At 71.1% G+C, this 14,499-nt stretch carries 13 protein-coding genes; 4 read left to right on the top strand and 9 right to left on the bottom strand.

Annotated elements, in window-relative coordinates; translation table 11 throughout:
* The first annotated feature begins 2 nt into the window (after positions 1-2).
* From ACT541_RS17750 to ACT541_RS17740, 3 genes are read left to right on the top strand one after another with little or no spacing between them, the layout of a single operon-like run.
* The gene (locus ACT541_RS17750; RefSeq protein WP_476138434.1) at positions 3-299 is read left to right on the top strand and encodes a sarcosine oxidase subunit delta; all 297 of its coding nucleotides are present in this window, start codon (positions 3-5) and stop codon (positions 297-299) included.
* On the top strand, positions 296-3,286 hold the full coding sequence (locus ACT541_RS17745) for a sarcosine oxidase subunit alpha family protein (protein ID WP_476138433.1): 2,991 nt from the start codon (positions 296-298) through the stop codon (positions 3,284-3,286). The genes ACT541_RS17750 and ACT541_RS17745 overlap by 4 nt, the downstream gene beginning before the upstream one ends.
* Entirely contained in the window at positions 3,279-3,830 is a 552-nt protein-coding gene (locus ACT541_RS17740; protein ID WP_476138432.1) for a sarcosine oxidase subunit gamma, read from the top strand. The genes ACT541_RS17745 and ACT541_RS17740 overlap by 8 nt, the downstream gene beginning before the upstream one ends.
* Here ACT541_RS17740 and ACT541_RS17735 read toward each other — a convergent pair.
* From ACT541_RS17735 to ACT541_RS17720, 4 genes are all read right to left on the bottom strand, one after another.
* Positions 3,794-4,810, bottom strand: coding sequence for a GlxA family transcriptional regulator (locus ACT541_RS17735; RefSeq protein WP_476138431.1), 1,017 nt, complete (start codon positions 4,808-4,810; stop codon positions 3,794-3,796). The two genes, ACT541_RS17740 and ACT541_RS17735, sit on opposite strands and share 37 nt — an antisense overlap.
* Complete coding sequence (locus ACT541_RS17730) at positions 4,807-5,940, bottom strand: sugar diacid recognition domain-containing protein (RefSeq protein WP_476138430.1); 1,134 nt, start codon at positions 5,938-5,940, stop codon at positions 4,807-4,809. The genes ACT541_RS17735 and ACT541_RS17730 overlap by 4 nt, the downstream gene beginning before the upstream one ends.
* 134 nt (positions 5,941-6,074) lie before the next feature.
* The gene (gene pyk / locus ACT541_RS17725) at positions 6,075-7,490 is read right to left on the bottom strand and encodes a pyruvate kinase (RefSeq protein WP_476138429.1); all 1,416 of its coding nucleotides are present in this window, start codon (positions 7,488-7,490) and stop codon (positions 6,075-6,077) included.
* A gap of 44 nt (positions 7,491-7,534) precedes the next feature.
* Positions 7,535-8,689, bottom strand: coding sequence for a glycerate kinase (locus ACT541_RS17720; RefSeq protein WP_476138428.1), 1,155 nt, complete (start codon positions 8,687-8,689; stop codon positions 7,535-7,537).
* 321 nt (positions 8,690-9,010) lie between these two features.
* Between ACT541_RS17720 and ACT541_RS17715 the strand changes: the two genes are divergently transcribed.
* Positions 9,011-9,370 carry a hypothetical protein gene (locus ACT541_RS17715; RefSeq protein WP_476138427.1) on the top strand — a complete coding sequence of 120 codons (360 nt, stop codon included), beginning with the start codon at positions 9,011-9,013 and terminating at the stop codon, positions 9,368-9,370.
* Here the strand turns inward: ACT541_RS17715 and ACT541_RS17710 are convergent.
* Genes ACT541_RS17710 through ACT541_RS17690 form a run of 5 tightly spaced genes read right to left on the bottom strand, consistent with a single transcriptional unit; the run spans position 9,310 to position 14,383 of the window.
* The gene (locus tag ACT541_RS17710; protein ID WP_476138426.1) at positions 9,310-10,110 is read right to left on the bottom strand and encodes a phosphodiesterase; all 801 of its coding nucleotides are present in this window, start codon (positions 10,108-10,110) and stop codon (positions 9,310-9,312) included. The two genes, ACT541_RS17715 and ACT541_RS17710, sit on opposite strands and share 61 nt — an antisense overlap.
* 56 nt (positions 10,111-10,166) lie before the next feature.
* Entirely contained in the window at positions 10,167-11,453 is a 1,287-nt protein-coding gene (locus ACT541_RS17705) for an ABC transporter substrate-binding protein (RefSeq protein WP_476138425.1), read from the bottom strand.
* Positions 11,454-11,499: 46 nt separating this feature from the next.
* A complete protein-coding gene (locus ACT541_RS17700; protein WP_476138424.1) occupies positions 11,500-12,324 on the bottom strand; it encodes a carbohydrate ABC transporter permease in 825 nt (274 codons plus the stop codon).
* The gene (locus ACT541_RS17695; RefSeq protein ID WP_476138423.1) at positions 12,321-13,247 is read right to left on the bottom strand and encodes a carbohydrate ABC transporter permease; all 927 of its coding nucleotides are present in this window, start codon (positions 13,245-13,247) and stop codon (positions 12,321-12,323) included. The genes ACT541_RS17700 and ACT541_RS17695 overlap by 4 nt, the downstream gene beginning before the upstream one ends.
* Positions 13,244-14,383, bottom strand: a complete 1,140-nt coding sequence (locus ACT541_RS17690; RefSeq protein WP_476138422.1) for an ABC transporter ATP-binding protein — start codon at positions 14,381-14,383, stop codon at positions 13,244-13,246. Before ACT541_RS17690 ends, ACT541_RS17695 begins: the two co-directional genes overlap by 4 nt.
* Positions 14,384-14,499: the final 116 nt, after the last annotated feature.

Below are 14,499 nucleotides of genomic sequence, written 5' to 3'. Positions count from 1 at the left end.
AGATGCTGCTGATCGACTGTCCCTTCTGCGGGCCGCGCGCCGAGACCGAGTTCCGCTGCGGCGGCGAGGCCCACATCGCCCGCCCCGTCGACCCGTCGGCCCTCGACGACGTCGCCTGGGCGAACTTCCTCTACATGCGCTCCAACACCAAGGGCGTGCTGGCGGAACGCTGGAACCACGTCCACGGCTGTGGCCGCTGGTTCAACGCCCTGCGCGACACGGTGAGCGACCGTTTCCTCGCCACCTATCGCAGCGGCGAACCGCGCCCCGACCCGACGCGCGCGGAGACTGCCCGATGACCGCCCCCCGTCGCCTCGCCTCCGGCGGTCGCATCGACCGTTCGAAGCCGATCACCTTTTCCTTCGACGGCGAACAAATTCCCGCCTTCCGCGGCGACACGCTCGCCTCGGCGCTGATCGCCGCGGGCCGCCACCTCGTCGGCCGCTCCTTCAAGTACCACCGCCCGCGCGGCATCCTGACCCACGGGTCGGACGAACCGAGCGCGCTGGTCGCCGTCGATCGCGGCCCCGGCCGGGTCGATCCCAACAACCGCGTCTCGGTGATCGAGGCGACGAACGGGCTGAAGACCACGAGCCAGAACCGCTGGCCGAGCCTCGCCTTCGACGTCGGCGCGATCAACGATCTCCTGGCGCCGCTCTTCGTCGCCGGCTTCTACAACAAGACCTTCATGTGGCCGAAGTCCTTCTGGACCAGGGTCTACGAACCGATCATCCGCGCCGCCGCCGGCCTCGGCAAGGCGCCGACCGCCCCCGATCCCGACCGCTACGCCAATCGCCACGCCCATTTCGACGTGCTGATCGTCGGCGCCGGCCCCGCCGGCCTCGCCGCGGCGCTCGCCGCGAGCCGTTCGGGCAGGCGCGTGGCGATCGCCGACGAACAGGCGGAGTTCGGCGGCTCGCTGCTGCACGACCTCACCTCCGAGATCGACGGCAAGCCCGCGGCGCAGTGGCTCGCCGAGACGGTCGCCGAACTGGCGGCGGCTTCGAACGTCACCTGCCTGCCGCGCACCACGGTCTTCGGTTACTACAATCACAACCACGTCGTCGGCGTGGAGCGCGTCGCCGACCATCTCGACGCGCCCGACGGGCGGGTGCGCGAGCGGCTGTGGCAGATGCGGGTGGGCGAGGTCGTGCTGGCGACCGGGTCCTTCGAGCGGCCGCTGGTCTTCGCCGACAACGACCGCCCCGGCATCATGCTGGCCGAGAGCGTCCGCGCCTTCGTCAATCGCTGGGCGGCCCTGCCCGGCACCCGCGCCGTCTTCGCCACCACCGGCGCCTCGGCCTATCGCGCCGCGCTCGACGCGGCCGCCGCCGGCATCGCCGTGACCATCGTCGACCTGCGTGCCGCCGAGATCGCCGGCCCCGAACGCGCCGAGGCGCTCGCCGCCGGTGTGACCGTGCTCTCCGGCCACACGGTGATCCGCGCCGAGGGCAAGACCCGCCTCTCCGCCCTCGTCGTCGCCCCGATCGACGCGACCGGTCGCATCGTCGGCCCGCGCCGGTCGCTCCCCTGCGACTGCGTCGGCATGTCGGGCGGCTGGACGCCGAGCGTCCATCTCTTCTCGCAGTCGCGCGGCAAGCTGGTCTTCGATGCGGCGATCGACTGTTTCGTCCCCGGCACCTCGGTGCAGAAGGAACGCTCGGCCGGCGCCTGCCGCGCCCGTTTCGACCTCGCCGCCTGCCTCGCCGAAGGCTGGTCCGCCGGCGCGGAAGCCGCCGGGGTCTCCGAGACCCGGAGCTTCTCCGCCACGCCGACGCCGACCGGCTTCGTCCCCGTCCGCGTCCTGCCGACCGACGAGAACCCGGTGAAGGTCCGCGCCTTCGTCGATTTCCAGGGCGACGTCACCGCCAAGGACATCCGTCTCGCCGTGCGCGAGGGCTTCCATTCGATCGAGCACGTCAAGCGCTACACCACCACCGGCATGGCGTCGGACCAGGGCAAGACGTCCAACATGAACGCCCTCGGCCTCGTCGCCGAGCTGCTCGACCGCGAGGTCCCGGCGGTCGGCACCACGACCTTCCGCCCGCCCTTCACGCCGGTCTCCTTCGGCGCGCTGGTCAACATCAACCGCCACGACCTGTTCGAGCCCACCCGCCGCACGCCGATCCACGACTGGGCGGAAGAGCGCGGCGCCCTCTTCGAGCCGGTCGGCCAGTGGCTGCGCGCGCAGGCCTTCCCCTCGGCGGGCGAGGACCTGCACGCCGCCGTCGCCCGCGAATGCCGGGCGGTACGCGCGAGCGTCGGCCTCTTCGACGCTTCGACCCTCGGCAAGATCGAGGTCGTCGGCCCCGATGCGGCGGAATTCCTGAACCGGCTCTACGTCAATGCCTTCGCCAGGCTCGAAGCGGGGCGCTGCCGCTACGGACTGATGCTGAAGGAGGACGGCTTCGTCATGGACGACGGCGTCGTCGCCCGCCTCGCCGCCGACCGTTTCCACGTGACGACGACGACCGGCGGTGCCGCCCGCGTCCTCGCCCACATGGAGGACTATCTCCAGACCGAATGGCCGGAGCTGCGCGTCCACCTGACCTCGACCACCGAACAATGGGCGGTGATCGCGGTGCAGGGTCCGAAGGCCCGTGCCGTGCTCGAAAGCCTCGTCGAGGGGATCGATCTCTCGGCCGCCGCCATGCCCCACATGAGCGTCCGCGAGGGCCGCATCGCGGGCGTGCCGACCCGGCTCTTCCGCGTGTCCTTCACCGGCGAACTCGGCTTCGAGATCAACGTGCCGGCCGACCACGGCCGTGCCGTCTGGGAGGCGGTCCATGCCGCGGGTGAGCCCTTCGGCATCACGCCCTACGGCACCGAGGCGATGCACGTGCTGCGCGCCGAGAAGGGCTATCTGGTCGTCGGTCAGGACACCGACGGCACGATGACGCCCGACGACGTCGGCTATGGCGGCATGATCGCGCGAGCGAAGCCCGACTTCGTCGGCAAGCGCTCGCTCACCCGCCCCGACATGCTCGTCCCCGATCGCCGCCAGTTCGTCGGCCTCCTGCCGGTCGATCCGAAGGAGGTACTGGTCGAGGGCGCCCAGATCGTCGCCACGCCGAGCCAGCCGATCCCGATGAAGATGATCGGCCACGTCACCTCGAGCTACGCCAGCGCCGTGCTCGACCGGTCGATCGCGCTCGCCGTCGTCGCCGGCGGCCGCGCCCGCATCGGCGAGACCGTGTGGATCTCGACCGACGCCGGCGGCTTCACCCGCGCGGTGGTCGCCTCGCCCGTGTTCTTCGACGCGAAGGGAGAACGCCTCGATGGCTGACCCGACCCCGATCCGCCGCCCCGCCCTCGGCCCCGCGGCGACGCCCCTTCCCGGCGTGACGATCGAACCGGCCCCGCTCGCCGCCCGCCTCGTCCTGCGCCTCGCCCCCGAGATCGCAGCGACCCGAACCGACGTCGCCGGCTTCGACCTCACCGGCGCCATCAACACGGTGCGGGGCACCGCCGATCGTTTCGCCGCGCGGCTCGGCCCCGACGAGTGGCTGCTCGTCGCCCCCGAAGCAGAGGAAGCGACGCTCCCCGCCGCGATCGACGCGGCGCTCGCCGACACCTTCCATTCGGCCGTCGACGTCTCCCACCGCAACGTCGGCCTCGCGCTCGAGGGCGAACGCGTGCCCGAGATCGTCAATGCCGCCAGCCCGCTCGATCTCGCCGATCACGTCTTCCCGCCGGGATCGGCGAGCCGCACCGTCTTCGCCAAGGCCGAGATCGTCCTCGTCCGCCCCGAAGGCGCCTCCTGGCGGATCGAGACGGCGCGGTCCCTCGCGCCTTACGTCCTCGGCGTGCTGAACGAAGCGGCGCGCTGATCGCCCCGCTCGGGCTGTGCCCCACCGCGCAGGTCGGAGGGCGCCAGCCCGAAGACGGCGCGGAACTGGCGCGAGAAGTGCGAGGCGTCGCAGAAGCCGGTCTCGACCGCCACCGTCGTCAGGCTCTTCGTCGTGTTCTCGATCAGCCAGCGGGCGTGCGAAAGCCGCAGCCGGCGGTAGACCGCGGCCGGCGACGCGCCGAGCGTCGCGCGGAACAGGCGCTCGAGCTGGCGCGCCGAGAGCCCCGCCCGTTCGGCGATCGTCTCGATGGCGATCGGCTCGGCGATCGCCTGTTCCATGACGAGGAGCGCCCGGCGCACCCGTTCGTCGCCGACCGCCTCGTCGAGCGGCGGATGCGGCTGGGCGGCATCCGCCCCGCGCGCCGCCTGCAACTGCATGACGTGCAGCGCCTTGAGCGCCGGCGCCCGGCCGATGTGGCGTTCGACGAGGTGCGCGGCAAGATCGGCCACCCCCGCCCCGCCGGAACAGGTGACGCGGTCGCCGTCGTCGACGAAGAGCCGATCGGCGACCGGGATCTGGTCGGGGAAGGCCTCGGCGAAGTCGGCGGCGTGATACCACGAGACGCAGACCCGCCGCCCGTTCATCAAGCCGGCGCGCGACAGCACGAAGGACCCGGTGCAGACACCGACCAGCGTCACCCCGGCCGCTGCGACCTTCCTCAGCCAGGCGAGCGTCTCGCCGTCCATCTGGTCGCCGCCGTGCAGGATGCCGCCGACGACGACCACGTAGTCGAAGTCGGTCGGCTCGCCGAGCGGCGCGGTGCGGTTGACGGTGAGGCCGCAGGAGGCGCGGATCGGTTGCGGGCTCGCCGCCATGATCGACCAGTGGCAGCGGATCGGGCGCGAGCGGTCGCCCTCGTCCGCCGCCAGTCTCAGCGTGTCGACGAAGAGCGACAGCGCCGAGAGCGTGAAATTGTGCGCCGGCACGAAGCCGACCCGGAGCACCGGAGCCGCCGTCATCGCGTCTCGTCCACCTGGAGGGCGAGGTAGAGCAGCATCAGATCCGCCGTCGCGCCGAGATCGACGCCGCAGATCTCGGCGATCCGCTTCATGCGATAGTCGAGCGTGTTGCGGTGGATGCCGAGCGCCGCGGCGGTGCGGGCATGCTGCATGCCGTTGTCGAACCACGCGGCGAGCGTGCGGGCGAGTTCGCCCTTGCGATCCGCCGCCGCCAGCCGCCGGGCCGGTTCGGCGAGTTCGTGCCGCTGCCAGCCGTCGCCGAGCGAGGCGACCAGCACCGGCAGGCGCAGGTCGTCGTAGACGAAGACGTCGCCCGCCCCGCCGTTCCGCCTGCCGACCGAGAGCGTCGCCGTCGCCACGCGGTAGGACCGGGCGACGCCGTCGGCACCCTCGAAGGCGCGGCCGAGCGCGAACTGCAGGCCGAGCGGGCTGCGACCGCGCAGCCGACGCGCCAGATCATCGACCAGCCGGCGATGGACCGCCGGATCGGCGGCCGCCGGCATCAGTACGACGACTTCGTCGAGCGACAGGGTGGCGGCGAGATGGCCGCGCTGCGGCGTCGCGATCAGCGTGTGCAGCCGTTGCAGCTCGACGAGCAGCGCCTCGCGCTCGAGCCCGCCGCCGTCGACCTCGATCACCACGGCGACGCGCGGCAGCGCCGGATCGAGGCCGGAACGCGTCGCCCATTCGAGCCGCGAGGGCTCGAGCGCCTCGCCGCGCACCAGCGCCAGCACGAATTCCTCGCGCATGCGCGCGTCGCGGGCGACGAGGTCGGCGAGCCGCGCCTGTTCCAGCATGGTCTCGGCGGCGAGGCGGACGAGTTCGGCGAACCGCGCCACCTCGGCCGGATCGCCGGTCAGGCCGATGCAGCCGACCACCTCGTCGCCGGCCCGGAGCGGCAGGTTGACGCCCGGGCGCACGCCGTCGAGCTTCGGCGCGAAGGCCTCGTCGATCTCGATCACCTTCTGGCGCGACAGGACCAGCAGCGCGCCCTGATGGATCTCACCGACGCGCGCCGGATCGCCGCTGGCGATGATCACGCCGCGGGCGTCCATGATGTTGATGTTGCAGTCGATGATCTGCATCGAACGGTCGACGATCGACTGGGCCAGCTGACGATCGATGTTCACGCGAGATCCTCCGGTCGCGCGCCGGCGGCACGGCGCGTCGTGTCCCGACCATAGCGCAAAAAAGTGCGCGGGAGAGGCGGAGGGTCCTCTCCCGCGCCGACCGTACGGATGCCGACGGCACCGTCCGGCAGGGTTCAGGCGACTTCGACGACCCGGAGATTGTTCGTCGAACCCGCCACCCCGAAGGGAATGCCCGCGACCGCCACGAAGTTGCGGCCGCGTTCGACCAGCCCCTCGTCGAGCGCCGCGCGGGTCGCCAGCGAAATCATTTCGTCGTAGCCGTGGGCGCCGTTCGACGGCAGGCCCTGCACGCCCCACATCAGCGCGAGACGCCGCGACACCGTGCTCGACGGCGTCAGCGCCAGGATCGGCAGCGCCGGCCGCTTGCGGGCGATGCGCGCCGCGGTCGCCCCCGACGAGGTGAAGGCGACGATCAGAGCGGAATCGATCGACACCGCGAGATCGGCCGCCGCCGCCGCGACGCCGTGTTGCGCCGTGCGCTCGTCGTGCGTCGCCGAGGCATGGACGATCGAAGGATAGAGCCCGTGGGCCTCGGTCGCGCGGATGACGCGGTCCATCATCGACACTGCCTCGACCGGATACTGGCCCGCCGCCGATTCCGCCGAGAGCATGACGGCGTCGGCGCCGTCGTAGATCGCGGTCGCCACGTCGGAGGCCTCGGCGCGGGTCGGCGTCGGCGAGGTGATCATCGAGTCGAGCATCTGCGTCGCCACGATCACCGGCTTGCCGGCGAGGCGGCAGGCGCGCACCAGTTCCTTCTGCCGGCCCGGCACGTGCTCGTGCGGGATCTCGACGCCGAGGTCACCGCGCGCCACCATGATGCCGTCGGACATGGCGATGATCGCGTCGATCTCGTCCAGCGCCGAGGGCTTCTCGATCTTGGCGACGAGACCGGCGCGATCGCCGATCAGCGCCTTCGCCTCGATCACGTCGGAGGCCTTCTGCACGAAGGAGAGCGCCACCCAGTCGACCCCGAGCTCGAGGCCGAAGGCGAGGTCGGCGCGGTCCTTGGCGGTCAGCGGCGACAGGTCGAGCACGGTTCCCGGCAGGTTGACACCCTTGCGGTCGGAGAGCGTGCCGCCGACCACCACCTCGGTCGCGATCCGGTCGGCCGCGACCGCGACGACGCGCAGCCGCACACGGCCGTCGTCGATCAGCAGTTCGTGACCCGGCAGCACCGCGGCGAAGATCTCGGGGTGCGGCAGCGGCAGGGCGTCGACGCCGCCCGGCTCGGTGCCGGGGCGGAAGACGACGCTGTCGCCGGCCGCGACCGTGACCTTGCCGCCGGCGACCCGGCCGATGCGGATCTTCGGACCCTGGAGGTCCTGGAGAATGCCGATCGGTGCCTTCGTCTCGCGCTCGAGATCGCGGATCGCGGCGAAGACCGCGGCGTGATCGGCGTGGGAGCCGTGGCTGAAGTTCAGACGGAACGTGTCGACGCCCGCCTCGAACAGGCGCTTCAGCATGGCCGGATCGGCACTGGCCGGTCCGACGGTGGCGACGATCTTGGCTCTGCGCTGGCGTTTCATCGATCGAATCCTCGACGCCCGGAGGCGGATGGAGTGGGGGCCGCTCAGTCCTTCGCGCCTCGGCCGAAGCCGCCGAGCGCCAGGGTGGCGGCGACGTTGCGCGCCGTGCGGCGCAGGTTGGGTTCGGCCTCGGCGAGTGCCTCGGCGAGGGTGCAGGGGCGCGGCAGGATGCCGAAGACGGCGTCGATGCCGTGGGCGTGGACCGCCTCGGCGCCGGCGCCGACCGAGCCGGCGATGGCGATCACCGGGCAGCCGTGGCGGCGCGCCACCGCGGCGACGCCGACCGGCGTCTTGCCGTGGACGGTCTGACCGTCGATGCGGCCCTCGCCGGTGACGACGAGGTCGGCGTCGGCGACGATCGCATCCATGCCGACCGCCTCCATGACGATCTCGACGCCCGGCCGGAGCGTCGCCCCGACCACCGCGCGCAGGCCGGCACCGAGCCCGCCGGCGGCGCCGGATCCGGGGAGGTCGGCGACGTCGAGGCCGAGCTGCGCCTTCACCACCGCGGCGAAGCGGGCGAGGTTGCGATCGAGGGTCGCGACCATCTCGGGCGTCGCGCCCTTCTGCGGTCCGAAGATCGCCGAGGCGCCCTTGGGGCCGCAGAGCGGATTGTCGACGTCGCAGGCGACGTCGATGGTGCATTCGGAAAGCCGGGGATCGAGCCCGGAGAAATCGATCCGCTCGAGCGACGCCAGCGCGCCGCCGCCGGGGGGCAGATCGCGGCCCTCGGCGTCGAGCAGCCGCCCGCCGAGCGCCTGGATCATGCCGGCGCCGGCGTCGTTGGTGGCCGAGCCGCCGATGCCGACGACGAAACGCCGGGCGCCGGCGTCGAGCGCCGCGCGGATGAGCTGGCCGAGGCCCCAGGTGGTGGTGACCAGCGGATTGCGTTCGGCCGGCGGCACCAGCATCAGTCCTGCCGCCGCCGCCATTTCCACGATCGCCAGTTTGCCGTCGCCCGAGAGGCCCCAGAAGGCCTCGATCTGGTTGCCGAGAGGGCCGACGACCCGCGTCGCCACCCGCTTGCCGCCGGTCGTGGCGACCAGCGCGTCGACGGTCCCCTCGCCGCCGTCGGCGACCGGCACCAGCGCGTAGTCGGCGTCCGGCCACACCTCGGCGAAGCCGTCGCGGAGCGCGTGCGCCACGTCGAGGGCCGAGAGGCTCTCCTTGAACGAGTCCGGCGCGACGACGATCTTCATGGGTCTCTCCCTGGCGCGACGATCTGTCTCCGTGCCGTAACGGCACGATTTCGACCTGCGCCGAGACTACGCCGAAGCGAACGCCTCGTCTTCGTGCGAATGACCATGAAATTTTGATGGTGAAACTCACAAATTGGGCGTCATCACCATTTTGGTGATGCGGCACCCGTCCCCCGCTGGCAACGGCCGCGCGATCCGCCGACGCGCCGGGCGCGTCGCGCGGCCCGGTCGACGGGGAGACCGTCATCAATCGGCAACGAAGACCGTCGCAGGCTCGTCTCGAAGCGCGAGCGCGCGGACCCGAGCCACGGCAGAGGGATGATGAGCGAAGAACAGATCGACAAGCCGCGGCTGAACTGGCGCCCCTTCGGCAGGTCCGAAGGTGAGCGCAGGCCGGATTTCTTCGCCTCGATGGCCGGCGTCGGCTACGGCCGCGTCCATCGCATCGTCGGCGGTCCGGACGCCGGCCGCTGGCATTGGACGGCGTCGTCCTGGGACATGAAGGAAGTGTCGGGCGTAGCCGACGGCTCGCGTGCCGCCGCCGTCGCCGCGGAACGGATGCTCGAACGCATCGCGGCCCGCGACGGCGGACGGAGGAAGGCCGATCGCGCGAGCGCCGCTCAGGGGCCGGCGCAGAACGTCGCCTTGGCCGTCGGCGTCTCGCCGACCTCCGAGGCATAGGCGCGGAAGCCGAAGTCGTCGATCACCAGCACCCGGTAGCACGGCCGACCGTCGGTCCAGGCCGGGCACAGATCGTCGATGTCGGTGACGAAGCGATGGGCACAGGCCTGACCCGAGGAGAAGGCGATGCCGTGGCGGTCGTTGCCGGCGATCGGCACGTGGACGTGACCGAACACCACGTGACGCACGCCGGGCCGATGAGCCCTGAGCCGCGCCATCACCGCGCCGTCGTCGTGCAGGCCGATGTTGCGGAAATGGGCGAGCCCGTCGGGGAACGGCGGATGGTGGAGGAAGACCGTCACCGGTTCCTCGCCCGCGCCCGCCAGCGCCGCGTCGAGCCAGGCGAGCCGATCCGGCCCGTAGATCCCACCGATCACCCCCGCCTCGTGCGTGTCGAGGAAGAGCAGCCGCCCGTGCGCCGTGTCGAGCCACGACTGGACGTAGCCGGCCGCGTCGCGCGGGTGATGCGGAAAGGCGCCGACGAAGGCCGGGCGATGATCGTGATTGCCGAGCATCAGCCGATAGGGGAAGGGCAGCGGCGCCAGGATGTCGTCGAGCAGCCCGTAGGCTTCCGGATCGCCGTCGTCGCAGAGATCGCCGGTGATCGCCAGGAGTTCGGCGTCGGCGTGACGATCGACGATGTCGGCGATCGCGGCGCGCAGCTGCGCCTCCGGATCGACGCCGTTGACCCGCCGGCCGGGCCGGACGAGGTGGGTATCGGTGATCTGGATGATCTTCATGGTCGCTTCCGGAACGGCGCGGGGGATGCCCCCACGCCGTCGACCGGATCCCTCGTTCACTTGGTCATCAGGGCGTTGGTCTCGGCGACCATGTCCTTCAGACCCTGCTCGGGCGAGACCTCGCCGCGCATCACCTTGCCGACGATGTCGCGCTGGGTGCGCCAGATGCGGACGGAATCGCCGCCCGGATAGCCCGCCCACGGCAGCGACTTGTCGGCCTGCAGCGACGCCGTCTTCACGTTGGGACGTTCGACGTAGTAGGGGCCGAGATAGTCCGGGCCGGTGGCGTTCTTGTTGGTCGGCAGATAGCCGGTGATGCGGACGATGGTGTTCTGCGCCGCCGGACCGGTGATCCACTTGAGGTACTTCCAGGCCGCGTCCTGCTTGGCCTTGTCCTGGGTCAGCATCACCGCCGAGTTGCCGCCCGTCGGCACGCCGCCCTTGACCTTGTCCTCGAGCGGGAAGGTCGTGGTGACGAGCTTGAAGCGGGTACCGACCAGACCCTCGATGGTCTGGACGTGGGCCGGCGTCGAGAACAGGAAGCCGGTGAGGCCGGCGCCGAACTGCTGGCGCGCCTGATCCCAGTCGAGCACCACCTGGCCACCCTCGGTGACGAAGCGGCGGGTGAACTGCAGCGCCTTGAGGCCGATGGCGTTGTCGAAGCCGGCCTTGCCGGTCGCCGGATCGACCAGCTGGCCACCCTGCGACACGATCAGCGCCTGCCACAGCCAGTCGTCCGGCCAGCCGGCGATGTCGTAGGCGATGCCGGCGACCTTCGCATCGGCGTCGTGGATCTTCTTGGCGAGCGCGATCAGGCCGTCGAACGTGTCGGGCATGTGCTCGGGATCACCGCCCGCCTTGCGGACGAGATCGGCGTTCACGTACATGATCGGCGACGAGGCGTTGACCGGCAGGCCGTACTGCTTGCCGTCGATCACGCCGAGCGCCGCCATGCGCGGCGAATAGTTGGCGTCGAGGAAGGCCTGACCGCCTTCCTTGGCGATGAACGGCCCGAGATCGGAGATCTGGCCGCGCGGCGCCAGCGTGTGGACGAGCTCGGCGGTCAGATTGTAGCCCGAGAAGTAGACGTCCGGCAGATTGCCGGTGACGGCGGCGCGCAGCACCTGCTGCTGGCCCTCGTTGTAGCCGGCGGCCGGCGCCAGGAACTCGATCTTGACGTCCGGGTTGGCGGCCATGAACGCGTCGGCGATCGGCTGATGGAACTTGGTGAAGCCCGGCAGGTTGTAGAGCACCTTGAGGGTCACCGGTTCGGCCGAGGCCGCGGCCGGCAACGCGAGCCCGACCGCGAGCGCGGCGGCGGCGATGCGTTTCACGAACGACATGGGGATCTCCGTTTCGTCTGGTTTGGAGCGGGAGGCGCTTTCCGGGTCACTTGACCCCGGACATCGTGATGCCGGCGACGAACTGCCGCCGGGCGAGAAGGAAGGCGACGACCATCGGCGCCGTGATCATCGTCGCGCCGGCCATCAGCGCGCCGTAGTTGGCGCCGCTCTCGACGTCGGCGAAGATCATCATGCCGAGCGGCGGCGGCGCGAGGCTGGGCGACGAGACGACGATCATCGGCCAGTAGAGGTCGTTCCAGTGGGCGACCACCGAGAACACCGCGAAGGCCGCGAGCGCCGGCAGCGAGCCGCGCAGGACGAGGCCCCAGCAGATCTCCCACTCCGAGAACCCGTCGAGCCGCGCCGCGTCGACGATCTCGTCGGGGTAGGAGCGGAACGACTGGCGGAAGAGGAAGATGGCGAAGACCGACAGGAAGAACGGCACCATCATCGCGAAGTAGGTGTCGAGCAGCCCCGCCTTCGACAGGCCGACGAAGAGCGGCAGCGCCAGCGCCTGCATCGGCACGGCGAGGGCCGCCACCACCGTGGCGAAGAGCAGATCGCGGCCGGGAAAGCGCAGCTTGGCGAGCGCATAGGCCGCCGGCACCGCCGTCAGCACCTGCACCGCGAGGATGCCGCCGCAGACGATCACGCCGTTCGCCATGAACCGCGCCATCGGCACCTGCGCCGCCGCCCGGCCGAAGTTGTCGAGCGCCGCGGCAATGTCGATCACCGGCAGGAGCGAGCCGTGGAAGATCTCCGCCGGCGAGCGCATGGCGGTGAGCAGCATCCACCAGAACGGCAGCAGCATCAGGGCCGCCCCGGCGGCCAGCACCGCGCGTGAAACCCAGCGTCCCGTCGAGCCGCTCATCGATAGTGAACCTTGCGATCGAGGTGGAGGGTCTGGCCGATCGACAGCACCAGGACGACCGCCAGGAAGAGCAGCGTCAGTGCCGCGGCATAACCGGTGTTCGAATATTCGAAGCCCTCGAGATAGAGGTCGTAGAGCATCGTCTCGGTGCCGCCGCGGCCGTGGGTGAGCACGGCGACGGTCTCGAACACCTTGAAGGCGGTGATCGAGGTGGTGACGACGACGAACATCGTCGTCGGTCCGAGCATCGGCCAGGTGACGGTCAGGAACCGGTCGATCGGGTGGCGTGCGCCGTCGAGCCGCGCCGCCTCGTGGAGATCGCGCGGGATGCCCGAGAGGCCGGCGAGGAACAGCACCATGTTGAAGCCGACGACCTGCCAGATGCCGATCACCGCCATGGTCGGCACCAGGAGCTTCGGCGTCGACAGGAAGGCGACCGGCTCGAAGCCGAGCGCGACGATCGCCGCGTTGATCGGCCCGATCGACGGGTGCAGCAGGAACTGGAACACCGTCGCCATGGCGACGAGCGTCGCCGTCACCGGCAGGAAATAGGCGGTCTCGAAGAACGACCGGCTGCGCCGCCGCCCCTCGACCAGGAGCGCCGCCCCGAGCCCGAGGAAGACGCCGCCGGGGATGACGATCGCCGCATAGAGCACGGTGTTGGCGGTCGCCCGCACGAAGACCGGATCGGAGAAGGCGCGGACGAAGTTGTCGAGCCCGACGAAGCGGGTCGCGAGCGACCCGAGCCGATAGTCCGTCAGCGCGAAGCCCGCGAGCACGATCATCGGCACGAGGTAGATCGCGACGAGCAGGAAGACCGCCGGCGCCGCGAAGAGCAGCCCCGTCCGCCGCGCCCGCGCCTCGCGGCCGATCGGTCGCGCCATCGTCCGGACCGCGCCGGAAAGGGTCGCCGCGACACTCATGCCGGCACCTCGACGCGGAAGGCGGTCGGGCGACGCTGCCCGTCGGCGTCGAAGAGATGGACCCGTTCGGCGACGATGCCGAGCGACACGACCTCGTCCGCCCCGGCGACCGCGCTCGGCGCCCGGCGGGCGACGATGCGCAGCGTGTCGTCGGCGAGCGGCGCGTAGGTCTCGAAACAATCGGCACCGTGGCGTTCGACCCGCACCAGCCGCGCCGGCAGGCCCGGCGCCCCGACCACCACGTCCTCCGGCCGAACGCCGAGCACCGCCGGCCCGGCATCGGCCGTCGCCCGGATGCCGAACGGCCGGCCGAAGGCGGTGATCGACCCGCCCGCCTCGATCTCGACCGGCAGCAGGTTGATCGACGGCGAACCGATGAACCGGGCGACGGCGAGGGACGCGGGCCGCTCGTAGAGATCGGCCGCGGTGCCGAACTGCAGGATGCGGCCGCCGTCCATCAGCGCGATGCGGTTCGACATGGTCATCGCCTCGACCTGGTCGTGCGTGACATAGACGAAGGTGGCGCCGAGCCGGCGGTGCAGCGCCGCCAGTTCCTCGCGCATGTGGGTGCGCAGCTTGGCGTCGAGATTGGAGAGCGGCTCGTCCATCAGGAAGGCGGCGGGCGAGCGCACCAGCGCCCGCGCCAGCGCCACGCGCTGACGCTGGCCGCCGGAGAGCTGCGCCGGACGGCGATCGAGCAGGTCCTCGATCTTGAGCATGGCGGCGGCGGCGGCGACTTCCCGGTCGATCGCCTCGAGCACCGCGCCGCGTCCGCGCACGAAGGGGGCGAGAAGCGGCATGCGGCCGGCGAGCGACAGGCGACGCATCCTGAGCGGCGTGGCGATGTTCCGCTTCACCGTCATGTGCGGATAGAGCGCGTAGGACTGGAACACCATCGCGATGTTGCGATCGCTCGGATCGACCTGCGTCACGTCGGTGCCGCCGATCGTCACCCGCCCGCGATCCGGACTCTCGAGCCCGGCGATGATCCTGAGCAGCGTGGACTTGCCGCAACCGGATTCGCCGACCAGCGAGACGAACTCGCCCGGCTCGATCGAGAGGTCGATCCCGTCGAGGACGCGCGCCCCGCCGAAGCTCTTGTCGACGCCCGTGACCGCGACCGATTGGGGGTCCATGACATGCTCCTTTCGTCGAAGACATGCGGGTTTCCCCGAAGAACGCGAAGGCGGCGTGACGGTCCCGTGAACTGTCCATGACAGTGTCACGCCTGCCCCATGGTAAGGCTTGCGCG

This window comes from Pinisolibacter sp. DMC100 (assembly GCF_056313705.1).
Note: the sequence above shows the minus strand (reverse complement) of the source record. Positions and strands in the feature narration are given on the sequence as shown.